Raw genomic sequence first — 20,720 nt, forward strand, 5'->3', positions numbered from 1 at the left:
CCCTTTCCCCCATACGCTCCACGCACGCCCCCGGAGCTGTCCGGGTCGACCGTACACGCGCGGAGCCCCGCACCGTAGGACGGTGCGGGGCTTCGCGGAGTTGAGCGGGGAACCCGGTGAGTTACTAGTACCAGTTGTTGGCCTGCCAGAAGGACCAGGCGCCACAGGGGCTGCCGTAACGGCCGTCCATGTAGCTGAGGCCCCACTTGATCTGGGTGGCCGGGTTGGTCTGCCAGTCGGCACCGGCGGACGCCATCTTGGTGCCGGGCAGCGCCTGCATCAGGCCGTACGCGCCCGAGGACGGGTTGGTGGCCTTGTAGTTCCAGGTCGACTCGTGGTTCACGATGTTGCTGAAGCACTGGAACTGGTCGGCGGGGACCATCTGGCGGGCCATCGCCTGCACTTCGGCCACGCTGTAGGAGCCCTGCGCCGAGAAGGAGGAGGCGTCACGGACGGAGTCGCGGCTGGCGCGCTCGGCGTCCCTCTTCTCCTTCTCCTTGGCTTCGCGCTCCGCTTCCAGCTTGTCCTCGGCCGCCTGCTTCTTCGAAGTGGCGTCCTTGGCGGCCTGGATGCGGGCCGTCTCCTCGGCGGACTTCTTGGCCGCAGCATCGGCTGCCGACGCCTGCGCGTCGGCCTGCTGCGTCAGCGAAGCGGTCTGGACCTGGGCCTGCTGGCCCGCGGGGATGTCTGCGAGCAGCGTGGTGTCGGCTGCGGCCGCCTCGAAGTTGTTGTCGTCGACAGCGGGAGTGCTGCCCGACGCAACGCCTACGACGGCGCCAACGGTGGTGACCGCGGTGGCAGATGCCACGGCGAACCCCCGGACCGAGATCCGGCTCACACGGTGTCCTTCCAGCATCGCCCGCTTAGGTGACCTCGCGGGCGCAATCGTGCCCCTGACACTGGCCTCCCTACTGCTTGGGTCACGGGAGGCACGGGCCCGGTGGGCGACTTCCTCGCGGAAGCGCCGCGTGGTGCTCGCGGGCGGCATACGGACGGCTTGTGTGGAGTTGTGTGGTGCGTGGCGCCTTCGGAGGTGCCTGTGTGCCGTATGCGGGGCCTGACGGAAGCAAGACTCTGCCGGAAGGACACGGCACGTTGCAATTCTGTGTTGCGTGTGAAAGCTCACACCTCGTTTGGCGCACCACTTTTTCGGAAATGACGGCGCAACACGATGCCGCCCGGCTAAGCTCCTTGGCTCGCCGGGCGGCACCTATGGGGTGTAGCGGGTCAGATGTGGCCGTCCTCCAGCATTTCGGTCACGAGTGCGGCGATCTGTGAACGCTCGGATCGGGTGAGCGTGACGTGCGCGAAGAGCGGATGCCCCTTCAGCTTCTCGACCACGGCGACGACTCCGTCGTACCGGCCGACCCTGAGGTTGTCCCGCTGCGCCACGTCGTGCGTGAGCACGACGCGCGAATTGGCCCCGATCCGGGACAACACGGTCAGCAGGACGTTCCGTTCGAGGGACTGCGCCTCGTCCACGATCACGAACGCGTCGTGGAGCGAGCGGCCCCGGATGTGGGTGAGCGGCAGGATCTCCAGCATCCCGCGCCCCAGCACCTCTTCGATGACCTCGCGCCCGGCGACCGCCGACAGCGTGTCGAAGACGGCCTGCGCCCAGGGGCTCATCTTCTCGGCCTCACTGCCGGGGAGATAGCCGAGCTCCTGCCCGCCGACGGCGTAGAGCGGCCGGAAGACCATCACCTTCTGGTGCTGCCGGCGCTCCAGCACGGCCTCCAGGCCCGCACAGAGGGCCAGGGCCGACTTCCCGGTGCCCGCCCGGCCGCCCATGGAGACGATGCCGACGTCCTGGTCGAGGAGCAGTTCGAGCGCGATGCGCTGTTCGGCGCTGCGGCCGTGGATCCCGAAGGCCTCCCGGTCGCCGCGTACGAGACGTACGTTGCCCTCGGCCGTGACCCTGCCGAGCGCCTTGCCGCGGTCGGACTGGAGGACCAGCCCGGTGTGCACGGGGTAATCGGCGGCTTCGGGGATGTAGAGGGTCTCCTCGCTGAACAGCAGGTCGACCTGTTCGGCGGCGAGTGCCAGCTCCGCCATCCCGGTCCAGCCCGAGTCGGTGATGGCGAGTTCGGCGCGGTACTCCTCGGCGAGGAGACCGACCGAGGAGGCCTTGATCCGGAGTGGCAGGTCCTTGGAGACGACGGTTACGTCGTACCCCTCGGCCTGCAGATTGCGTGCTACCGCGAGAATCCGTGAGTCGTTGTCCCCCAACCGGTAGCCGGCGGGCAGGACGCCGGGGTCGGAATGGTTGAGTTCGACACGGAGCGTCCCACCCAGATCCCCGAGCGGGATCGGGGCGTCCAGGCGGCCGTACCGGACCCGGAAGTCGTCCAGCAGGCGCAGGGCCTGCCGGGCGAAGTACCCGAGCTCGGGGTGGTGCCTTTTGGCCTCCAGCTCCGTGACCACGACGATCGGGAGCACGACTTCGTGCTCGTCGAACCGGGCCATGGCGTTGGGGTCGGCCAGCAGGACGCTGGTGTCGAGAACATAGGTGCGCCTGTCGGGCATGCGGCGCTTGGTGCTGGTCACCACGGAAGGACGTACCCCCTCGGACGAGGTCGGGGAGTGCGACGGACGTCGCGGAACTTCCCAAAGGGAGAGAACGGGCCGGGTCCGGACCCCGAGCGCGGGCCGGACTCCGGCCCTCCGCGTCGGCCGCACGGTGTGCGGTCCTTCGTGTGCAAAGGGCCTCCCGGGCGAGCGGGCTGGGTGCCGCTCACTTGGCTGCGACGTCCGCCTGGTTGCTGACCGGACGTCGACCTGAGAGCTGTATTCCCTCGAACGCGCGAAGCCATGCCCCGGCCTGCGACCAGGACCTTCCGTTCTCTTCCGGGTCTCGCGGTGTTCAGGCCCCGTAACGCCGGTGACGCGCCGCGTAGTCGCGCAGGGCGCGCAGGAAGTCGACCTTGCGGAAGGCCGGCCAGAAGACCTCGCAGAAGTAGTACTCCGAGTGGGCGCTCTGCCAGAGCATGAAGCCCGACAGCCGCTGCTCCCCGCTCGTACGGATCACGAGGTCCGGGTCGGGCTGTCCGCGGGTGTAGAGGTGCTCGGAGATCAGGTCCGTGGAGACGACCTCGGCGAGCTCCTCGAAGGTGGTGCCCTTGGCGGAGTGCTCCAGGAGGAGGGAGCGGACCGCGTCCGCGATCTCCTGGCGCCCGCCGTAGCCGACGGCGACGTTGACGATTATCCCGTCGACGTCCGCCGTGGCCTCCTGGGCCTCCTTGAGGACGGTCTGGGTCCGTGCGGGCAGCAGGTCGAGCGTGCCGACGTGGTGGACGCGCCACCTGCCGTCGGACGCGAGCTGGCGCACGGTGTTCTCGATGATGCCGAGCAGCGGGATGAGCTCCGCCTCGGGCCGGTCGAAGTTGTCCGTGGAGAGCAGCCAGAGGGTGACGACCTCGACGTCGGTCTCGCTGCACCAGCCGAGCAGCTCGGAGATCTTGTCCGCCCCGGCCTGGTGTCCCTGCACCGCCGAGCCGCCGGACGCCTTCGCCCAGCGCCGGTTGCCGTCGAGGATGACTCCGATGTGCTTGGGCACCTGGTCGTGATCCAGGCGGCCTCCCACCCGGCGTGCGTAGAGCCCGTACACCAGGTCGCGCAAGTTCACTGAGTTCACCCTCTCGGTTCTGTACGGGCCCGAGGCCCGCCCTCCCCCTCGACGGGGGTCCGGGGCCGCCCCCCGGGGGATCGCCGCGCGTCCGCGCACCGCGCTCTCGTGCCGCGGATCGGCATGTCCCGAAGCCGCCACATTACTGCGGACGGGTCACGGCGGCCCAACCCGGTGTGTCACAAGTCCGTGATAAGGAGTGAAACGTGACTGATTCCCTCTCCTACCTCGCCGACACCTCTCGCTACGACTCCATGGAATATCGCCGCACCGGCCGCAGCGGGCTCAAGCTGCCGGCGATCTCGCTCGGCCTCTGGCACAACTTCGGCGACGACCGGGACCTGGGGGCCCAGCGGGCGATCCTGCGCCGCGCCTTCGACCTGGGTGTGACCCACTTCGACCTGGCCAACAACTACGGCCCGCCGCCCGGCTCCGCCGAGCTGAACTTCGGCAAGCTCTTCCGCCAGGACTTCGCCCCGTACCGGGACGAGCTCGTCGTCTCCACCAAGGCCGGTTACCGGATGCACCCCGGTCCGTACGGCGAGTGGGGCTCCCGCAAGTACCTGCTGTCCTCGCTCGACGCCTCCCTGCAGCGGATGGGCCTCGACCACGTCGACATCTTCTACTCGCACCGCTTCGACCCCGCCACCCCGCTCGAGGAGACGATGGGCGCGCTCGCCTCCGCCGTGACCCGGGGCAAGGCGCTGTACGCGGGCGTGTCCTCCTACAACGCGGCGCAGACCGCCGAGGCGGCGCGGCTCCTCAAGGAGATGGGCGTGCCCGCCCTGATCCACCAGCCGTCCTACTCCATGCTCAACCGCTGGACCGAGGCGGACGGGCTGCTCGACACGCTGGAGACGGCCGGCATGGGCTGCATCTCCTTCGCGCCGCTCGCCCAGGGTCTGCTCACCGCCAAGTACCTGACGGGCATCCCCGAGGGTTCGCGCGCCAGCCAGGGCAAGTCCCTGGACCCGGATCTGCTGTCCGACGAGATGCTGCGCCGGCTGCGCGGGCTGAACGACATCGCCAGGGGCCGCGGGCAGTCCCTCGCGCAGCTGGCCCTCAACTGGGTCCTGCGGGACGACCGGATGACCTCGGCGCTGATCGGCGCGTCGAGCGTGAAGCAGCTGGAGGAGAACGTGGCCGCGCTGGCCGCCCCGGCGCTGACCGCGGCCGAGCTGACGGAGATCGACACCTTCGCCGTGGACACCGCGAGCACCAACATCTGGGCCAACCGGCGCTAGCGCACTCCGGGCACAAAAAAACGGGCCGGTCCGTGGGGGGGGTTACGGACCGGCCCGAGGGGGGGTTTCCACCATAACCCTTCGTAAGTGCTGTTGCGTGCCACGCCACGAAATAATCACTCTCCGAATTCGGTGGACTGCTCTGCGGGCACACCTCCGGCGCCCGGGTCGGGGCCGCAACAGGACAGGAACGGTCCTGTTGCCGTCCTAGATTCGGGCCATGACGACACGAGCGCGCAGCACGACCGTGAGCTGGTCCCGGGGGAACGCACGGCGCCTGGACCGGCAGTTCCTGTCCGGGAACGCCTCGTCCTCAAGTGACACGGCCCCCGACGCCACCGCCGCCGTCGCCTCGATGCTCGGGGCGCACGCGCAGGTGCTGTCCGCCGCCGAGCTCTCGGCGGGGCTCCGCGCGCCCGGGGTGACACGTACGGATGTGCGTACAGCTCTGTGGACGGACCGGACCCTCGTCAAGACGTTCGGCCCGCGCGGCACGGTGCATCTGCTGCCCGCCGAGGAGCTGCCGATGTGGACCGGGGCCCTGTCCGCCGTGCCGAGGGGCAGCAGCCCCTTCACCAAGGCCGCCGGGATGACGTCCGAGCAGGTCGAGGCGGTCGTGGCCGCGGTGGCCGCGGCCCTGACGGGGGCCGAGCTCACGATCGACGAACTCTCCGACGAGGTGGTCGCCCGCACCGGCCCCTGGGCCGGTGACCTGGTGATGCCCGCGTTCCAGGGATTCTGGCCCCGTTGGCGCCAGGTGCTGCATCTGGCGGGCCACCGGGGCGCCCTCCGCTACGCGCCGAACCGGGGCCGGAAGGCCACGTACACCAACCCCGGGACCGACCCGATGCCCGGCCCGGAGGCGACGGCCGCGCTCGTGCGGCGCTATCTGCGGGCGTACGGTCCCGCCACGCCGGCCCACTTCGCCCGGTGGCTCGCGGCGCCACGCGGCTGGGCCGGGCAGCTCTTCGAGGAGCTGGCGGGGGCCGGCGCGATCGAGGAGGTGGCCTTCGAGGACTGCGGCCCGGCATGGGTGGCGGCGGGCGACACCCTGTTCCCGTCGGAGGCGCCGCGCGGGGTGCGGCTGCTCCCCTACTTCGACGCGTTCACCATCGCCTCCCGGCCCCGCGAGCGGCTCTTCCCCGGCGCGGCGTACGGGCGAGCGCTGGCGGGCGGCCAGGCGGGCAACTTCCCCGTGCTGCTGGTGGACGGCACCGTCGCCGGGGTGTGGCACCAGCGCCGCTCGGGGAAGCGGATCGCGGTGACGGTGGAACCGCTGAGCCCGCTGGACGCCGCGCGGACGCGGGCGCTGGAGGAGCAGGTGGACCACGTGGGCCGGGTGATGGAGGGCATCGCTGAGCTGACGGTCGGTGAGGTGACCGTGGGGGCTCACGCGTAGACAGGCGTCAGGGCTCAGTGGGGCGCGAAGCGGATGGTCACCGTGTCGCCGCCGATGACCACGAAGTCGCCGTTCTCGCACCGGATCACCGCCTCCCGGACCTCTCCGTTCTCGTCGCGCCGCTCCCGGGTGCCGGTGACCGTCCAGGCTCCGCCGTACGGGGGGAGGGGCAGCCGGCCCAGTTGCTCGAACTGCCACTGGCCCGCGGGTACGCACCAGTCGGGGAGGCCGGGCCAGGTTCCGGAGGTGATGCTCAGTGTGCGGTCGGAGGCGCAGGTCAGGAGGACCGACTGTCCGTCCTCCAGGACGAATTCGACGGCTTCCGGCTCTCCCGCACGGCCCTCGGGCCGGTAGAACAGGCCCAGGACCGCGGTGATCCGCGCGCCCGTCAGCCAGTCGGCCTTTCCGTGGCGCGGACGCCCGGTCGGCGCACCGATCTCTCCGCCCGGCATTTCCCTTCCCACCGACATGACCTGCTCCTTCGTTGTGCGCTCAACCACCAGGGTCGCACTATTCCGGGGTAGGACGGCGGGACGGGCGATGTCGTTGCATCCATGACCGGCGAAAGCGCTTTCAGGGCAAGGGGGTTGACGCCTCCTCCGGCTTCCGCGCCTCGATCAGGAAGCGGGCGCTGTGCGCGACGAACGGTCCCTCCTCCTCGATCCGCCGGTGCAGGGAGCGCAGTTGCGGCAGGTAGGCGGCGACGGTGAACCCCGGCACCATCCAGATGACCTTGCGCAGGAAGTGGACGACGGCGCCGATGTCGAGGAACTCGACACGCAGCCGCTCGGAGCGCAGGTCCGTCACCTCCAGCCCGGCGGCCTCCGCGTCACGCCGCGCGCACTCCGGGTCCCGGGCGGCGCGCTGTCCGGGGGACGACGGGCCGAGGAAGTGCTCGACGAGTTCGAACACGCTCTCCGGTCCGACCTGCTGGGAGAAGTACGTTCCTCCGGGGGCCAGCACCCGGGCGATCTCGTCCCACCAGGTCGTCACCGGATGCCGGCTGACGACCAGGTCGAAGGCCCGGTCGCCGAAGGGCAGCGGCGGCTCGTCGGAGTCCGCGACGACGACGGCCCCGCGCGGATGGAGCAGGGCGGTCGCGCGGGCGATGTTCGGCGGCCAGGACTCGGTGGCCACGGTGAGCGGCGGCAGCACGGACGCGGAGGCGAGGACCTCCCCTCCCCCGGTCTGGATGTCGAGCCCCGCGCGGGCCCGCGCCAACCGCTCCGCCATGGCGTGCGCGTACCCCCACGAGGGCCGCTGCTCGGTGGCCCGCCCGTCGAACCACGAGAAGTCCCAGCCGTCGACGGAGGCGGCGTCGGCCTCCGCGACGAGGGCGTCGAAGCGCGCGTCGGAGGAGGAAGGGACGGAGGGTACGGACGATCCGGTCATCAGGCGAGAGTGCCAGCCGCCACGGCCCGGTGCGAACGGATATCGCGTACACAGGTGCGCAGGGTGGGATTCAGGCGGCGAGGCCACCGAACAGGAGTCCGACGAGCGCTCCCGCGATCATGAACGGGCCGAACGAGATGCCCGTCCCGCGCCCGGCGCGCCGCATCAGCATCAGTCCCGTCCCGTACAGCGCGCCGAACAGGAAGCCCGCGAAGCCGCCCGCGAAGAGCACCCCCCAGCCGTACCAGCCGAGTGCCACGCCCAGTGCGAGGGCGAGCTTGACGTCACCGAAGCCCATGCCGTCCGGGTTGATCCGGTGGAGCAGGTAGTAGAAGCCGCCCAGCGCCGCACCCCCCGACAGGGCCGAGGTCCAGGCCCCTCCGTGTTCGGGGAGCAGGGCCGCGCCGCCCAGGAGCAGGGCTGCCGCTCCGGCGAGGGGCAGCGTCAGCACGTCCGGTAGCCGGTGGACACGGCGGTCGACGGCGGCGAGGAGCACGGCGACGGGCGTGAGCAGCAGCCACACCGCGGCCTCGGGCCGGACCCCGGTGGCGGCGGCGAGGGCCACGCAGGCGAGCACCGTGGCGACCGGGGCGGCGACGGCGGGGGCGTAGCCGCCCGGCCGGCCCGGTGCCGGGGGTCGGGATGCCGCGCCTCCCGGGAGCGAGGGGACGGCGGCCACCGCGCACGCCGCGCACCGGGCCTGACCGAGCCAGCCCCTGGCAGGCCCGGTCAGCGCGTGCCCGGCCGGGCAGGCGTCCCGCCAGGGCTCCTCGGGCTCGACGGCGAAGCGGTACGCGGCGCGCGGAAGCAGCAGTCCGGTGGCCGCGCCCCAGAGCCCGGCGACCGCAATCAGTAGGGCGTCCACGGTCCCGACCCTAACGACCCGCCCCGCGACGGCGCACGGGCTCCGGGCGCCCTCGTACCGTTCCGGCCACGGGAGTTACGGTCACTTCCCATGAGGACATGGCGTGACGGCGGCGGCACTCTGACGTTCGAGGCCTTCGAGGCGTTCGAGGCGGGCTCCGGGGTGCGGGACGTACCGCTGCGGGTCGCGGCCTCGTACCGGGCGCGGACGCGTGGGCTGCTCGGCGTGGACGGCGTCGAGGGGGCACTGCTGATCACCCCGTGCGGGGGTGTGCACACCTTCCGGATGCGGTTCACCATCGATGTGGCGTACCTCGACCGGGCGTTCAACGTCCTGGCGGTCCGCACGATGAAGCCCGGCCGGCTCGGTCTGCCGAGGCCGCGCGCCCGCCATGTGCTGGAGGCGGAGGCCGGGGCGATGGGGCGGTGGGGCCTGCGGCCCGGGACACGGGTGCGGGTCACCCGGTCCGACGGCACCGAGGCCTCGCCGCCCGCACGTTGACGGGCCCGCCGGTTCCTTCGCTCACGGCGGTCCCGGGCCCAGCAGCGTCCACGCCCCGTACGCGGCGGAGCCGAGGGCGAGCGCGGCGACGACCGCCGCCGTGCGCGCCGTCGAGCGCAGCCCTGCCAGCGCGACGGCCGGGGGCAGCAGCAGGGGGAAGGCGGGCATCATCAGGCGCGGCCGGGAGCCGAAGTAGCCGGATCCGATGAGCGAGATGACGACGACCGCGATGCCGTACACCAGCACCGGCAGCGGCTGCCGCTGCCGTACGCACAGGAGCACCAGCCATCCCAGCAGCCCCAGTGCGGCGCACAGCCCGAGCGCGGCGGGCAGCGGCAGTCCGGCGATGAACGCGGCCAGCGCCCGGCCGCCGTCGATGCTGTTGCCCCACTGCGCCTGCACGTCGAAGTACGCGAACGGGCCGCCCTCCCGCACGGCGACGAACACCACGTAGGCCAGCCACCCCAGCGGTGCCAGGCAGACCCCCAGCAGCATCCGCGCGTTCCGGCGCAGCAGACCGCGCCTCCCGCCCGCCCGCCACTCCCGTACGAGGACGACGACGGCGGTGAGCGCCAGCGCGGCGATGAGCGCGGCGGCCGAGGGCCGGGTCAGCCCTGCGAGCACGCACAGGGCGCCGGCGGCGATCCAGCGGCCTCGGAGCACGGCGTACAGGGACCAGACGGTGAGCGCGGTGAACAGGGTCTCGGTGTACGCCATCGACTGCACGAAGGCCGTCGGGTACGCGCCCCACAGCGCGGCCAGCACCACCCCGGTCCGCCGCCCGTACAGCCGGTCGCCCACGGCGAAGATCCCCCAGGCCGCGAGGAGCCCCGCCAGCCACGCCACGGCGATCCCGGCGCCCTGCACGGTGAGCGGGGTGACCTCGGCGAGGCCGCGTTCCAGGGCCGGCAGCAGCGGGAAGAAGGCCAGGTCGGGGTGGACTCCGCCGTCGGGGAGCGTGACGGTGTAGCCGTAGCCGTCCTGGGCGATCCGCTGGTACCAGACGGAGTCCCAGCGCCCGCCGAGCAGATGCAGGGCGTCCTTCCCGGCGGCCGACGCCGACACCCAGAAGACGAGGAGCCCGACGGCCCTGACCGCCGCGTAGGCACCCAGCGCGGGGGCGGCGGCGGTGAGCAGGGGCCGGGCGCTGCGGGTTCCGGGCGCCGCCGGGGCGGGGCGCGTCTGCTGATCGGGCATACGGCCGATTATGGGCCCGCTGCCGTGCAGGTCAGCGGGCCGGGCCCGGCGGCGGCCCTCCTCGCGGCCCGCTAACGCCTGCCCCTGACACCGTCGGCGACCACGGCCAGGTCGAGGACGCCTGCCTCCGGGCAGTCGAGGTGTTCGCCGAAGCAGCCGGTATCGGCCGCCTGGCCGTACGCGGGCGCCGGGCAGCCAGACGGTGATCACCCATGCCGGCTGCACACCTGGCGACGCCAGGCTCGCCGAGGTCGACAACCAGTACAGGGCCGGGGAGATCACCCTGGCTCTGCGCAGCCGCGACGAGAGCGCCCGGTTCTTCGGTGACTTCGATGTCCTGGAGCCCGGCCTGGCCCCCCCGACCAGTGGCGGCCTGAACTCGGCGAGTTGCCGGAGACGCAGCTGGACCCCACGGTGCCCTCCTATGCGGGCGTTGGCCGGAGGTAGGCCTCGCAGAGGGGCTCACGGCCGGACGCGAGCATCGCCACGCCCGTCCCCAACCTCCCCAAACTCCCCTCCACGACGGGGTTCGGCGCCATAATGCTCGTGTGCCGAAGGACCAGGACACCGGACTCGGACCGACACGGACACGGACACTGACACGGCGCCAGGAGCCTGGCGGAGGTGGCCGTGCCCACACCACAGGTACTCGATGAGTTGCTACGGCAGCTGAGGCTTCGCGGCAGCCAGGACGCCACATTCGACGTACAGGGGCTCATCGACTGGCTCGGGCGCCAGCTCGACGCGGAGATCGCCCTGGTCGACCGCGCGGGCAAGGTGGAGGCGGCCACCGCCCGGCTCGCGCCGGACGTCCTTGCGGGCGTCCAACCGGCGCTGGCGCAGTTGTCGGGCGGGCAACTGGCTGCTACGGCCTCACAGGTGGGCGTGCTCCATGTGCGGTGCGAAGCGCTGGGCCGGTATGTGCCGCGTCCGGTGCTGGTGGTGAGCAGCCCGTTGCCGTTGTCGCGGGAGTCGCTGTCGCTGGCCTCCCATGCCGGCGCCATGATCGAGGTGTCGCGACGAGCCCGGCAGGCCGACGACCTCGCACTCCGCTATCAGCAGGCTGCGGCACGACTGCGTCTGGCGGTCTTCATGGCCCTGATGGCTGGAGAACTGACGCTGGCCCGCCGGATGACGGCCGGTGCCGTTCCACCGTTGCTGGACGCCGAACGTCTGCGTATCCACCTGCTGCGCTGCCCGCCCTCGGACCGGGAGAGGCTCGTCAACGCCTACCGGGACGCGTCCGGGTACCACGGTCGTGGCTTGATGGTGCGCTGCCCTGTCTACGACGACCATCTCATCTGTCTGCTGCCCGAGGGCCACGACAGCGACGGCGCAGACGGCGGCCTGGCCACTCCCTTGCGTGAGCTGGTGCGCGACAACCCGGACTACGCGCTGGGCATCAGCGCACCCATGCCCTTACCGGGTACTGCGCGGGCCTACGACCAAGCCCGCCATGCCCTGGCCGTCGCCCGCCACACGCCCGCACGGATTGCTGATTTCCATGGCCGGCCACCGCTGGCCGGGCTGCTTCCTGGTCAACAAGCCCTCCTCTGGGCCGGGGCCTTCCTGGAGCCGATCAGGACGGCTCCCCGGCTCACCCTCGACATCACGAGCCTCTGCCTGAACTTCCCCCGCTCCGGTGTGGCGCGGCTGCTCGACGTCAGCCGCAACACCGTCACCGCGCATCTGACGCGCGCCCAGGACGCCCTCGGCCTCGATCTGCAGGACCCTCGCTGCCGCGCCGAGCTCGCCCTGGCCCTGGCGATCACCGACCTCCAGCTGTCCGACGGCGATGCCGTCGCCGAGCCCCTGCCAACGCCTTCGGTGGACAGCCTGCTGTCCACCGACGCGGCCATCACCTGGGCTCGCGCTTTCCTCCGGCCCCTTCAGCTCAGCACGGGCGGAACCGTGCACCAGACCCTGCGCGCCTGGATCGAGGCCGGCACCGATGCCCAGCGAACGGCCCGGAACCTCGGCATCAGCCGCGCTACCGTCCGCGCTCACCTGCGCACCGCCGAACAGCTCCTGCAACGCGGCCTCCTGCCGCCGGGCCCCGGCACCCACGACCTGGTCCACGCGTTCCGCATCATCGACCGTGCACCGTGAACAGTCGCAACCCCCCGGCTGCGCATCGTGCGCATTGCCCGCCGTCCACGGCGCGCCCTAACGTCTGCAACGTCTGCTACACCCGGCCTGCGATTTCGGTCCGCCTGACCAGCGTGCCGCTCCGGCCGTGACGGACACGGACGCACACGGGGCGGGCCGTTGACGGGAACGCGCAGACCATCCGGCCGCCACGGGGGCGGCCGGAACATCAACGGGGGAACCACATGGCCATCCGTACTGCCGGACCACGCCTGACCGCCGCCGCCGTCCTGGGCGCGGCCCTCGGAGCCACACTGGCCGTGGGCACGCTGCCTGCTTCCGCGGCTGCCTCCAACGGCTATGTCAGCGGAAGCGGCAGCTTCCGCAACGACTGGTCCGACGAGACCGTGCACGCCGGCTACTACCCGCGGTCCAACGCCGCCTGCCTGTGGCAGAAGGTTTTGTGGGCAGAGGGCCTCCTCACGAACTCCGAGGTCGACGGCGCCTTCGGCAGCAAGACCACCGCCCGCACCAGATCCCTCCAGTCCCGCTGGGGGATTCCCGTGAGCGGTAAGGCCGACAAGTCCACCTTCAGCAAGGCCGCCGGCCGGCTGACTCGCACCTCCGGCACCACCGCGGACGGCAAGCGGCTGGAGCTCAAGTACCAGGGCGCCGCGCATCACTTCACCGTGCGGCGCAATGAGCTCGGACGGCACGGGTTCTACCTGGACGGCGCGTGGAAGACCGCCACCTACAAACAGCGCACCTGCATCTGACCACGACACACCGCACACCACCGGGAGGAACCCTCATGCGCAAGCGCATCGCGACAGTGCTCGGCGCCGCCGCCGCGGCCTTGATGCTCACCACGACGACGGCAGCCGCGGACACGGTCATCACCGACGACGGCAACTTCATCTACTGGGAGAGGACCTGCAACACGTCGTACGCCGGCACGGTCAGCAAGACCAAGGCGACCACCGGGAAGGGCAACGACGGGTCGTGCGCGGGCGACGCCTGGCTCCGTGTCCTCGGCGACAGCTGGGGCAGCTGGAAGCACGGCTCGACCAGCAAGACCCTCACCAGCCCGAACGGCAAGTTCCGTAAGGCGCAGCACAAGGGCTGCTCCAGCTGCACGGTCTACACCACAGAGGTGAAGTAGCCCGCTCCCCTGACCACTCCACTCAGGCCGGGCGCCTGCGTCGGCTCACGAGCTGCCAGGCGCCCAGGCCCAGGACCAGCACGGAGCCGGCGCCGATCCCGGCGAATCCGATCGCCCGCATCGTGACGTCCTCACGCCCGCCCGCGCCCGTGCCGCCCAGGCCGAAGCCCGCCGCCTCCGCGTCGCCGGCGTACGGCGGGCCCGGCTGCGCCGTTCCCCGGATGCCGACGTTCAGCGTCACGGGGACACTGCTGGGACTTGACGCCCCTGGTGGTGCGGCGGGGCCTCGCTGATGCCCCAGCCGCCGCCCCAGTCGTCGACGACGGCCGCCGGCAGCCAGAGGGCCTGGCGACGGCGGATCTCGCAGAGGGCGAGGCTGTCCAGGTCGACGTGGCGGGGATGCTGATCCCAGAGGACGAGACGGAGCGCGCCGTCACGGTGACGGAGGGAGAGACAGGGCTTTGGCCGCCGGGGCGCCCGTCCACCCGGCGGTTGCGGGAGAACCGCACGGCCGCGTGGCGCGTCAGTACCCTGTGATCTCCGCGGGTGGCCTCGGGGGAAACGACGGAGCGCAGCCGCGCCCGACGTCTGCCGAGCCCCCCACCCGGGAAGTGGATTCCTGACCGAGTGGCACGTCTCAGGGGGAAGACCCATGCCCGACTCGCCGCAGCCCTGGTACACACCGGGCTCGCCGCAGCAGCCCGTACCCGGCAACCCGTACGCCTCGGAAGGGCTTGGACCGCCGCCGCACCGGCGGCGCTTCGGCGGAGCACCGGTCATCGCCGCCGCCGTCGCACTGCTGCTCCTGGCCGTGGGGGGAGGGGTGTACGCCTTCGCCGACCGGGGAGAGGACGGGCCCGCCACCCCCGTGGCGAAGGAATCGTCCAGCCCCTCCGAGCCGAAGGCCCCGCCCCGCTCCCCCACGGGCGGCGCCCCTCAGGCGAAGCACATCCCGACCGCGCGGGAGATCGAGGCCGCACGGAAACCGGGAGACGCGGCGGCGTGGATCGTCGACGACCGGACCGACCTGCCCAACGGGAACCAGAGGCTCTACGACCTGTGGATCGTCGGCGACACCGTCGTCCAAGCGCTGCACAGAAAGGTCGCGGCCTACCGTCTCTCGGACGGCGCCGAGGTCTGGAGCATGCCGCTGCCCACTCCCGTCTGCGAGACACCGGCCAACCCGACGCCCGACGGCAAGGTCGTGCTCGTCCGCAAGGAGAGGCCCGACGGCGGGAGGAACAACCGGTGCAACCACATGCAGATGATCGATCTGAAGACCGGGAAGCCCGGATGGCAGAAAGAACTGCACGAGACCGGTGACGGGGACGACACGTTCATCGTGCACAGCGCCATCAGCGCCGGTACCTTCGCGATCGTCCGGAGCATGAAGGCGACCGCCTACCGTGTCGACGACGGGACCGAGCTGTTCGACATCCCCTGGGAGAACCCGGGGAAGTGCTTCCCCGACGACGTGGCGGGCGGCTCCCGGCTCCTGGTGAAGTCCGACTGCGCGATCGACATCGACCGGAGCAAGAACCACAGCCAGCTCCGCGAGATCGATCCGCTCACCGGCAAGGTCCTGTGGCGTCACCGGACCAGCACCGGATGGAAACTCGGAAGCATGATCTCCGTCGATCCGGTCGTCTTCACCACGGAGAACGCCATGGACCACATCGACGACTGGCGGATCGTGACCCTGGGCCCGGGAGGAAAGCCCGGCATCACCTTCGACGCACGGGGCAAGGGTCTCGACCGGTGCGCCGGGGACGGCAGCGGCGGCGACATCCAGCCCTGTCGCGGCACCGCGGTCGGCAACGGCCACGTCGTCCTGGGCGGCACCGACAAGATCGGCTCGTACGACCTGACCACCGGGAAGTTCCTCTGGGGGGTCAAGTCCGACGAGCTGCGCGAACTGCATGCCCTGCGCGCGGAGAAGGGCAAGGCGGCGCTCGTCTACGAGTCGGCCACCGCGAGTCGCCCCGGCCGGACCTTCCTGATGGGCCCGGGCGCCGCGGGCACGGAGAAGGTACTGCTGCGGCACCCCGCGTCGACGGCGGCGCAGGAGCTCGAGATGTTCGGCGGGCGGCTGGCCTACGCCGACGGACGGGTCGTCCTCACGTCGGCGGGCGTGAACGGCGACGACGACCAGCACGAAGCCCGCATGCTGTCCTTCGCCCCCGGCCCGCCCTGACCGGGGGCCGCCGGAACATCAGAGGTACTGCTGGAACCAGAGCCCCGCGAGGCTCGCGGTGAGAACCCCCGCGCCGTAGCACAGCCCACGGACGAAGTGCCCCGCCGCCGCCCGGCGCTGGGCGTGCGCCCAGCGCCGCAGGCGGCCGGTCCGGGCAGGGGTCGTCGGGTGCGCGGGCGTGATCGGGGTCGGGGGCGGGGTCGAGGTCATGATCGGGGTCGTGTTCACACGGGGCATGTCGGTCCTCCGGGCAGGAAGAAGGGAGCCCTCCGGGGCACATCGGCGCCCGGCGGGCTCCCTTCGGTTCTGGTTACGGGGCTTCAGCGGCTCGTGAAGTCGCGCAGGTGATCGGCCAGCCGACGATCCGGGCGGCTCAGTATCGGGCTGCTCCCCTCTCCCGCGAGCCGGTCCACCTCCATCTCCAGCAGCCCGGTGGGGGGCGTACTGGCGTCCGAGCCGTTCTTCCGCACGTAGGTGGCGACCGTCTCCAGGCATCCGAGGAGGACGTCGTCGATGCTCTCGGCGCCGGGGCGGGAGTCGGTGACCTCGTGCCGCCAGTGCGCGGCCTCACGGTTCTCCCCCAGGGAGAGGTGATGCAGATGCAGGCAGTACGCGGAGACGCGGTGCCCGGCTCCGGCCGCGAGCTGCCACCAGAACTGCGCGCTCTGCGGGTGTCCCGTCAGATGCAGGAGGCACGCGAAGACCGCGGCACCCTCGACGTCGAAGGCCGTCTCCGGCGGCGGCACCGCGAGCTTGTCGATGTGCCCCGCCGCGCCGGGCGCGTTGATCATCCACCGGCAGACGGTGTTCAGCCGGTGCCCCGCCTGGGCGGCCCTGGCGGTGTCGGTCGCCGGCGCGGACCGGCCGACGTCGGCCGCCAGCCGGCGCAGTGCCGCCCCTACGTCGAATCCCGTGGGGTCGGTGACGGTGACGCGTGCCCGTTCCAGGGCACCGTCGATCGTGGCGCTGGTCGCTGCTGTCACTGTCCTCCCTCGTCTCCCTGCTTGGCCCGTGTGCGTACGGGCAGTCCCAGCTTTCTCCCCAGGCGCTCCTTCGCCCTGCGGCAGTGGTAGTTCACGGTGCGGTCGTCCAGACTCATGAACCGTGCGATCCGGTTGGTCGGGTAGCCCAGGAGATAACGCAGGACGACCACCGTGTACTGCCGGACCGGCAGTTCCGATATCGCCTCGTACAGACCGATACGGCTCTCGGCGAGCTCGAGTTCGCCCCGCAGCACCCGGAGGTCCCGTTCGATCTGCCCGTTGATGATGTAGGCCGGATCCCGGCCCTCCCGCGCAAGTCGCCGGGTGACGTGACGGTGCAGCACCGCGAGCGTGCGTCGCTCCAGTTCGTCCTCCTGGAGCAGCCCGTCCCAGACGGCGTGGATCTCCAGGAAGACCTCGTGGACGATGCTCTCCGCCGAGGGCCTCGTGCCGCAGTGGATCTCCGCGTACGCGTGGAAGAACTCCTGGTGACTGAGGACGAACGCCTCGAAGTCCAGCGGCAGCGCGAGCGGTTCGTCCACATCACGACTCCTGCCGTCCGCGGTTCGCCCGCTTTCGCGGACGTCGTCATCGCGCATGGAGACCTCCGGCACACAGCGCTCTGGTGGGCACAGCACTCTTCACGGGATTCCTCTTCGTTGAGGGGCACCGACTACCGGTGCCTGCGGCCCGGTTGGCTTCTGGTCCCCACTCAAGCGAATTCGAGCCCACAGGACTCATACGTAGTCAGAAAAATTAACCGGACGTGCTCATTCAGCTATCGCGCGCAAGATCCACAGTCGACACAGGTCACTTCGTGGCATCCGTGAGCAGGCGCAATCCCCCAGCCGTACGGACCGCACATGAGTACGCGCCCCCTGCGACTGTGGCGCAGGACACAGCCCGCACCACAGGGGTCCGGAGGAAGCCCGGCCCGGGGAAACCGGGCCGGCCCGAGGGACTGCCCTCCCCCTCCCCCTCCCCCTCCCCCTCCCCCTTACCGGTCGAGGTTTTCCACAGGCCGACGCAGCGTCCACACCCTCGCGGCATCCTCTCCCCCATGACGGGGAACCTTCAGCACTTCGCCCGATGGGGCATTCTGCTTACCCGGGAAGCCATCGCAGCCGGATCGAGCGAACGACAGTTGATCCGGTCGCTGCACGCAGAGCGCTGGCAGCGCGTCGTACCCGGCGCCTGGGCTGCGCCCGGCACCGAGCTGACGCCGTGGGTGAGGGCCCGCGCCGTGCAGATACTCCACCCGGGCCACACCCTCAGCCACCGCGCGGCGGCCTCGCTCCACCTGATCGAACTACTCCGCGAGGCCGTGGAGTTCACCGACCCGGACAGCACCACCGGCAGGCGCCACGGTTTCCCGGTGCACCGTACGCCGCTCACCCCCGCCGAGATCCGCACACACCGCGGACTGCGGTCCACCATCCCCCTGCGCACCCTGCGCGACCTGCTCCTGTCGGGCCCGAGGGACGAGGCGCTGGTCGCCGTGGACTCCGCGCTGAGCACCCGCACGGTGAGCGGGGTCCGCCGGACGCGCCTGGTCACCCCCGACCTGCTGGCGACCGTCTGCGCCACACACCCCACCCGGCACCACGGCGTACCGCGTGCGCGGGCCTGGCTCACACTGGCTGATCCCCGGAGCGGCTCACCCGCCGAGACGGTCGCCCGGCTGCGGATGCACGACGCCGGCCTGCACCCGGTCAGCCAGGCTGAGCTGCTGACCCCGGCGGGCCGCCGGATCCGGCCCGACTTCCTCTTCCTGCGGGAGGGCGTGGTGGTGGAGATCGAGGGCTACGCCTACCACGGGAGCCGCGACGCCCACCGCCGCGACCTGGACCGCTTCAACGCCCTGAGCGCCTGCCCCGGCGTGCGGCTGATCCTCCGGTTTCCCGCCGCGACGGTGTTCCGGACGCCTGACCGCATGATCGACGAGATCCGCACGGCCCTGATGAGTTGACCTCACTCATCCCGTCAGAGGGAAGCTACAGACACCCATATGGGACATTCAGGGCTGTTTTCCGTCCGTGTTCTCCCAACGACCAGGGCCTCTCTCACGGCGGGACGGCTATGCCGGCTGCGCGCAGGTGCGCCTCGATCAGGGTGTTCAGCCGGGCGATGGACGGCGCCTGGTCCTCCCCGTGGTGGTTGACGAGGCCGTAGCGGGAGGCGGCGTCGGCCTGGTCACCGAATTCGGTGGGCATCGTCAGCAGCGCGTGGTGGGTCAGCAGCTTGTCGGCCGTCCTGGACGCCAGCTCCTCGATCCGCGGATCGTCCGGGTCCCAGGACCTGGCCTCCCACCCGTGCTTGGTCAACTCGACGGCCTCGGGGTCGGCCAGCGAATCCTCGAGCCGGGCGAGGAAGGTGCCGAAGATCTCCGGGACCAGTGCCCGGGTCAGTACGAGAGCCTCCCGTTGGCAGGACACGTAGTCATCGCCGAAGCCGAGCTCGGCGAGCCGGGCCAGGACGGCGCAGGCCCGGTCGGGCAGCAGGGCACGGTCGCCGTGGTCGAGACGGTGCAGCCTGTCGCGCCGCGCCGTCAGCTCCTCGATCCGCTCGGTGAGCTGCTGATGGACTGCGTCCAGGGTGGCGGCGAATTCCTCGGGACCGGCGTCGAGCAGGTCACCGACCTCGGCCAGCGGCACACCGGCAGCGGCCAGGGTCCGGACCTGGACCAGGCGGAACAGCTCGCCCGATCCGTAACGGCGGTAGCCGGAACTGTCGCGCTCCGGCTCGGCGACCAGGCCGAGCCGGTGGTAGTGCCGCACGGTCTTGATCGTGACGCCGACGTATGCCGCCGCTTGACCGATCGTCAGCCCTTCCGTCATCGGCTCAGCACACCTCCGGAACGTGAGCGGCTGCGGGTCCGCGAACCGCGTCGGCCGGAACGTCATCCGGCCGTCGACAAGGCGGGGTGAGGATACGGCCTCGGGGAACATCGGTACAGCGGTCGGCGCATGTCAGCTCGCGCTGGAGGTCGCGTTGGAGTTCGCGCTGGAGTTCGCGTTGGAGTTCGCCGGCGGCGGTGAGGGGCTGCACCATGAACTTCAGGGTGGACAGCAGCTCGCCGGAGCGCGCGGGGCGGTCGGTGAGGTCCATCGCGGACGGCGATCCGGATGCGGCCGGCCCCGCGTGGCGCGGGGCCGGCCGTGTGCCGTGGGTCAGGAGAGGGGGTGCAGCCAGTGGGCCTCCAGTTCCCCCTCGACCAGGTCCGCGATGGCGGCGAAGTACGTCTGCATGAACGGTTGCGAAACGTGCGCCAGCAGGTGGGCGCCGGAGGACCAGCGCTCGTAGAAGGCGAAGGCGCCCGGCTGGTCCGGCGTGGTGTGCACCACGTACTGCTCGCATCCGTCCTCCTTGCGGGTGAGGCCGATGATCGCCTGGATCTCGCCCAGCATCCGGCCCTCCCTGCCCGCCTTGGCCCGGGCGTATCCATATACCGCGACCGGCGTGTCCGAGGCGAGGATGGCGGCGGGGATGAGGCCGTCGGGTGTCGTGTCGTCAGTGCTCATGAGGTCCTACTCCGTCATGGTCGGTTCCGCCGGTGTTGATGGCCGGCCATCGGAGTGTAAAAGTTGACGTTAACGTCAAAGGCAAGTCCGGGGGCGAACCCCGGGACGGCCCGACAGGAACCGGGACCCAGCGGCATGCGGAGCAGAGGGAGCGACGGGATGCGAATCGGCGAGGTGGCATCGGCCGCGGGAGTGAGCACGCGGGCGCTGCGCTACTACGAGCAGCAGCAGCTCATCGCGTCGAGCCGCAGCCCAGGCGGGCAGCGGCTCTACACCCCGGACACGGTCGATGGAGTGCGGTGGATCCAGCTCCTCTACGCTGCCGGGCTGAGCAGCCGGATGATCGTGGAGTTCCTGCCGTGCGTGCACACCGGTATCGCCGGCCCGAAGATGATCGCCCGGCTTCGCGCGGAGCGGGACCGCCTCGACGATCACATGCGGGACCTTGCCGCCACGCGAGCCCGACTGGACTCTGTCCTCACCGCCGCCGAGTTCGGCGCGACACGGCCGGCCGGCGAGGCCGCGGAGGTCTGAGGCTCGACCAGCACG

At 71.2% G+C, this 20,720-nt stretch carries 24 protein-coding genes; 10 read left to right on the top strand and 14 right to left on the bottom strand.

The window, feature by feature from the left end:
* Window positions 1-124 precede the first annotated feature (124 nt).
* The 3 genes from ABT001_RS08090 to ABT001_RS08100 form a co-directional block, all read right to left on the bottom strand.
* Entirely contained in the window at window positions 125-838 is a 714-nt protein-coding gene (locus ABT001_RS08090; protein WP_351274024.1) for an aggregation-promoting factor C-terminal-like domain-containing protein, read from the bottom strand.
* Between the two features lie 389 nt (window positions 839-1,227).
* A complete protein-coding gene (gene phoH2 / locus ABT001_RS08095; RefSeq protein ID WP_351274027.1) occupies window positions 1,228-2,550 on the bottom strand; it encodes an RNA 5'-3' helicase PhoH2 in 1,323 nt (440 codons plus the stop codon).
* Between the two features lie 313 nt (window positions 2,551-2,863).
* Window positions 2,864-3,625 (bottom strand): isoprenyl transferase, encoded by a 762-nt coding sequence (locus ABT001_RS08100; RefSeq protein ID WP_351274030.1) that lies wholly within the window; start codon window positions 3,623-3,625, stop codon window positions 2,864-2,866.
* A 206-nt stretch (window positions 3,626-3,831) separates the two neighbouring features.
* Between ABT001_RS08100 and mgrA the strand changes: the two genes are divergently transcribed.
* The gene (gene mgrA / locus ABT001_RS08105) at window positions 3,832-4,869 is read left to right on the top strand and encodes an L-glyceraldehyde 3-phosphate reductase (RefSeq protein ID WP_351274033.1); all 1,038 of its coding nucleotides are present in this window, start codon (window positions 3,832-3,834) and stop codon (window positions 4,867-4,869) included.
* Between the two features lie 220 nt (window positions 4,870-5,089).
* The gene (locus ABT001_RS08110) at window positions 5,090-6,268 is read left to right on the top strand and encodes a winged helix DNA-binding domain-containing protein (RefSeq protein ID WP_351274035.1); all 1,179 of its coding nucleotides are present in this window, start codon (window positions 5,090-5,092) and stop codon (window positions 6,266-6,268) included.
* Between the two features lie 14 nt (window positions 6,269-6,282).
* On the opposite strand, the gene ABT001_RS08115 is transcribed toward ABT001_RS08110, so the two are convergent.
* The 3 genes from ABT001_RS08115 to ABT001_RS08125 all read right to left on the bottom strand — a co-directional run bounded on the left by ABT001_RS08115 (window position 6,283) and on the right by ABT001_RS08125 (window position 8,525).
* Entirely contained in the window at window positions 6,283-6,738 is a 456-nt protein-coding gene (locus tag ABT001_RS08115; protein ID WP_351274037.1) for a hypothetical protein, read from the bottom strand.
* A 103-nt stretch (window positions 6,739-6,841) separates the two neighbouring features.
* The gene (locus ABT001_RS08120; protein WP_351274040.1) at window positions 6,842-7,660 is read right to left on the bottom strand and encodes a class I SAM-dependent methyltransferase; all 819 of its coding nucleotides are present in this window, start codon (window positions 7,658-7,660) and stop codon (window positions 6,842-6,844) included.
* A gap of 70 nt (window positions 7,661-7,730) precedes the next feature.
* Complete coding sequence (locus tag ABT001_RS08125; protein ID WP_351274043.1) at window positions 7,731-8,525, bottom strand: prepilin peptidase; 795 nt, start codon at window positions 8,523-8,525, stop codon at window positions 7,731-7,733.
* A 90-nt stretch (window positions 8,526-8,615) separates the two neighbouring features.
* Between ABT001_RS08125 and ABT001_RS08130 the strand changes: the two genes are divergently transcribed.
* Window positions 8,616-9,026, top strand: a complete 411-nt coding sequence (locus ABT001_RS08130) for a DUF192 domain-containing protein (RefSeq protein WP_351274046.1) — start codon at window positions 8,616-8,618, stop codon at window positions 9,024-9,026.
* A gap of 21 nt (window positions 9,027-9,047) precedes the next feature.
* Here the strand turns inward: ABT001_RS08130 and ABT001_RS08135 are convergent, their stop codons facing one another.
* Complete coding sequence (locus tag ABT001_RS08135; protein WP_351274049.1) at window positions 9,048-10,223, bottom strand: glycosyltransferase family 39 protein; 1,176 nt, start codon at window positions 10,221-10,223, stop codon at window positions 9,048-9,050.
* Between the two features lie 202 nt (window positions 10,224-10,425).
* Here ABT001_RS08135 and ABT001_RS08140 point away from each other — a divergent pair, with 202 nt between their 5' ends.
* The 4 genes from ABT001_RS08140 to ABT001_RS08155 all read left to right on the top strand — a co-directional run bounded on the left by ABT001_RS08140 (window position 10,426) and on the right by ABT001_RS08155 (window position 13,473).
* Window positions 10,426-10,764, top strand: coding sequence for a hypothetical protein (locus ABT001_RS08140; RefSeq protein ID WP_351274051.1), 339 nt, complete (start codon window positions 10,426-10,428; stop codon window positions 10,762-10,764).
* An 89-nt stretch (window positions 10,765-10,853) separates the two neighbouring features.
* The gene (locus tag ABT001_RS08145; protein WP_351274053.1) at window positions 10,854-12,332 is read left to right on the top strand and encodes a helix-turn-helix domain-containing protein; all 1,479 of its coding nucleotides are present in this window, start codon (window positions 10,854-10,856) and stop codon (window positions 12,330-12,332) included.
* A gap of 224 nt (window positions 12,333-12,556) precedes the next feature.
* The gene (locus ABT001_RS08150) at window positions 12,557-13,087 is read left to right on the top strand and encodes a peptidoglycan-binding domain-containing protein (protein ID WP_351274056.1); all 531 of its coding nucleotides are present in this window, start codon (window positions 12,557-12,559) and stop codon (window positions 13,085-13,087) included.
* A gap of 35 nt (window positions 13,088-13,122) precedes the next feature.
* On the top strand, window positions 13,123-13,473 hold the full coding sequence (locus tag ABT001_RS08155) for a hypothetical protein (protein WP_351274059.1): 351 nt from the start codon (window positions 13,123-13,125) through the stop codon (window positions 13,471-13,473).
* Window positions 13,474-13,495: 22 nt separating this feature from the next.
* Here the strand turns inward: ABT001_RS08155 and ABT001_RS08160 are convergent, their stop codons facing one another.
* Window positions 13,496-13,714 carry a hypothetical protein gene (locus tag ABT001_RS08160; protein ID WP_351274062.1) on the bottom strand — a complete coding sequence of 73 codons (219 nt, stop codon included), beginning with the start codon at window positions 13,712-13,714 and terminating at the stop codon, window positions 13,496-13,498.
* Window positions 13,715-14,125: 411 nt separating this feature from the next.
* Here ABT001_RS08160 and ABT001_RS08165 point away from each other — a divergent pair, with 411 nt between their 5' ends.
* Complete coding sequence (locus tag ABT001_RS08165; RefSeq protein WP_351274064.1) at window positions 14,126-15,667, top strand: outer membrane protein assembly factor BamB family protein; 1,542 nt, start codon at window positions 14,126-14,128, stop codon at window positions 15,665-15,667.
* Between the two features lie 18 nt (window positions 15,668-15,685).
* Here the strand turns inward: ABT001_RS08165 and ABT001_RS08170 are convergent, their stop codons facing one another.
* From ABT001_RS08170 to ABT001_RS08180, 3 genes are all read right to left on the bottom strand, one after another.
* Window positions 15,686-15,904, bottom strand: coding sequence for a hypothetical protein (locus tag ABT001_RS08170; RefSeq protein ID WP_351274067.1), 219 nt, complete (start codon window positions 15,902-15,904; stop codon window positions 15,686-15,688).
* An 83-nt stretch (window positions 15,905-15,987) separates the two neighbouring features.
* Window positions 15,988-16,650, bottom strand: coding sequence for a hypothetical protein (locus ABT001_RS08175; protein WP_351274069.1), 663 nt, complete (start codon window positions 16,648-16,650; stop codon window positions 15,988-15,990).
* On the bottom strand, window positions 16,647-17,192 hold the full coding sequence (locus ABT001_RS08180; protein WP_351274072.1) for an RNA polymerase sigma factor: 546 nt from the start codon (window positions 17,190-17,192) through the stop codon (window positions 16,647-16,649). The genes ABT001_RS08175 and ABT001_RS08180 overlap by 4 nt, the downstream gene beginning before the upstream one ends.
* Window positions 17,193-17,710: 518 nt before the next feature.
* Here ABT001_RS08180 and ABT001_RS08185 point away from each other — a divergent pair.
* Complete coding sequence (locus ABT001_RS08185; RefSeq protein WP_351274075.1) at window positions 17,711-18,619, top strand: endonuclease domain-containing protein; 909 nt, start codon at window positions 17,711-17,713, stop codon at window positions 18,617-18,619.
* A 94-nt stretch (window positions 18,620-18,713) separates the two neighbouring features.
* Here ABT001_RS08185 and ABT001_RS08190 read toward each other — a convergent pair whose 3' ends face one another.
* The 3 genes from ABT001_RS08190 to ABT001_RS08200 all read right to left on the bottom strand — a co-directional run bounded on the left by ABT001_RS08190 (window position 18,714) and on the right by ABT001_RS08200 (window position 20,171).
* On the bottom strand, window positions 18,714-19,487 hold the full coding sequence (locus ABT001_RS08190; protein ID WP_351274078.1) for a MerR family transcriptional regulator: 774 nt from the start codon (window positions 19,485-19,487) through the stop codon (window positions 18,714-18,716).
* Window positions 19,488-19,491: 4 nt separating this feature from the next.
* A complete protein-coding gene (locus ABT001_RS08195) occupies window positions 19,492-19,758 on the bottom strand; it encodes a hypothetical protein (RefSeq protein WP_351274081.1) in 267 nt (88 codons plus the stop codon).
* A 62-nt stretch (window positions 19,759-19,820) separates the two neighbouring features.
* Window positions 19,821-20,171: a putative quinol monooxygenase gene (locus ABT001_RS08200; RefSeq protein ID WP_351274083.1), complete on the bottom strand. Its 351-nt coding sequence runs from the start codon at window positions 20,169-20,171 to the stop codon at window positions 19,821-19,823.
* Between the two features lie 159 nt (window positions 20,172-20,330).
* Here ABT001_RS08200 and ABT001_RS08205 point away from each other — a divergent pair, with 159 nt between their 5' ends.
* On the top strand, window positions 20,331-20,705 hold the full coding sequence (locus tag ABT001_RS08205; RefSeq protein WP_351274085.1) for a MerR family transcriptional regulator: 375 nt from the start codon (window positions 20,331-20,333) through the stop codon (window positions 20,703-20,705).
* Window positions 20,706-20,720 lie beyond the last annotated feature (15 nt).

Origin of the sequence: Streptomyces sp. NPDC002793 (genome assembly GCF_040295485.1) — a bacterium.
GTDB lineage: Bacteria > Actinomycetota > Actinomycetes > Streptomycetales > Streptomycetaceae > Streptomyces.

Bases quoted from the DNA above. Each gene is read 5' to 3' on its own strand.
- ABT001_RS08110 (WP_351274035.1), top strand. From the start codon at position 5,090: ATGACGACACGAGCGCGCAGCACGACCGTGAGCTGGTCCCGGGGGAAC.
- ABT001_RS08115 (WP_351274037.1), bottom strand. From the start codon at position 6,738: ATGTCGGTGGGAAGGGAAATGCCGGGCGGAGAGATCGGTGCGCCGACC.
- ABT001_RS08120 (WP_351274040.1), bottom strand. From the start codon at position 7,660: ATGACCGGATCGTCCGTACCCTCCGTCCCTTCCTCCTCCGACGCGCGC.
- ABT001_RS08130 (WP_351274046.1), top strand. From the start codon at position 8,616: ATGAGGACATGGCGTGACGGCGGCGGCACTCTGACGTTCGAGGCCTTC.
- ABT001_RS08135 (WP_351274049.1), bottom strand. From the start codon at position 10,223: ATGCCCGATCAGCAGACGCGCCCCGCCCCGGCGGCGCCCGGAACCCGC.
- ABT001_RS08150 (WP_351274056.1), top strand. From the start codon at position 12,557: ATGGCCATCCGTACTGCCGGACCACGCCTGACCGCCGCCGCCGTCCTG.
- ABT001_RS08155 (WP_351274059.1), top strand. From the start codon at position 13,123: ATGCGCAAGCGCATCGCGACAGTGCTCGGCGCCGCCGCCGCGGCCTTG.
- ABT001_RS08165 (WP_351274064.1), top strand. From the start codon at position 14,126: ATGCCCGACTCGCCGCAGCCCTGGTACACACCGGGCTCGCCGCAGCAG.
- ABT001_RS08170 (WP_351274067.1), bottom strand. From the start codon at position 15,904: ATGCCCCGTGTGAACACGACCCCGATCATGACCTCGACCCCGCCCCCG.
- ABT001_RS08185 (WP_351274075.1), top strand. From the start codon at position 17,711: ATGACGGGGAACCTTCAGCACTTCGCCCGATGGGGCATTCTGCTTACC.
- ABT001_RS08190 (WP_351274078.1), bottom strand. From the start codon at position 19,487: ATGACGGAAGGGCTGACGATCGGTCAAGCGGCGGCATACGTCGGCGTC.
- ABT001_RS08195 (WP_351274081.1), bottom strand. From the start codon at position 19,758: ATGGACCTCACCGACCGCCCCGCGCGCTCCGGCGAGCTGCTGTCCACC.
- ABT001_RS08200 (WP_351274083.1), bottom strand. From the start codon at position 20,171: ATGAGCACTGACGACACGACACCCGACGGCCTCATCCCCGCCGCCATC.
- ABT001_RS08205 (WP_351274085.1), top strand. From the start codon at position 20,331: ATGCGAATCGGCGAGGTGGCATCGGCCGCGGGAGTGAGCACGCGGGCG.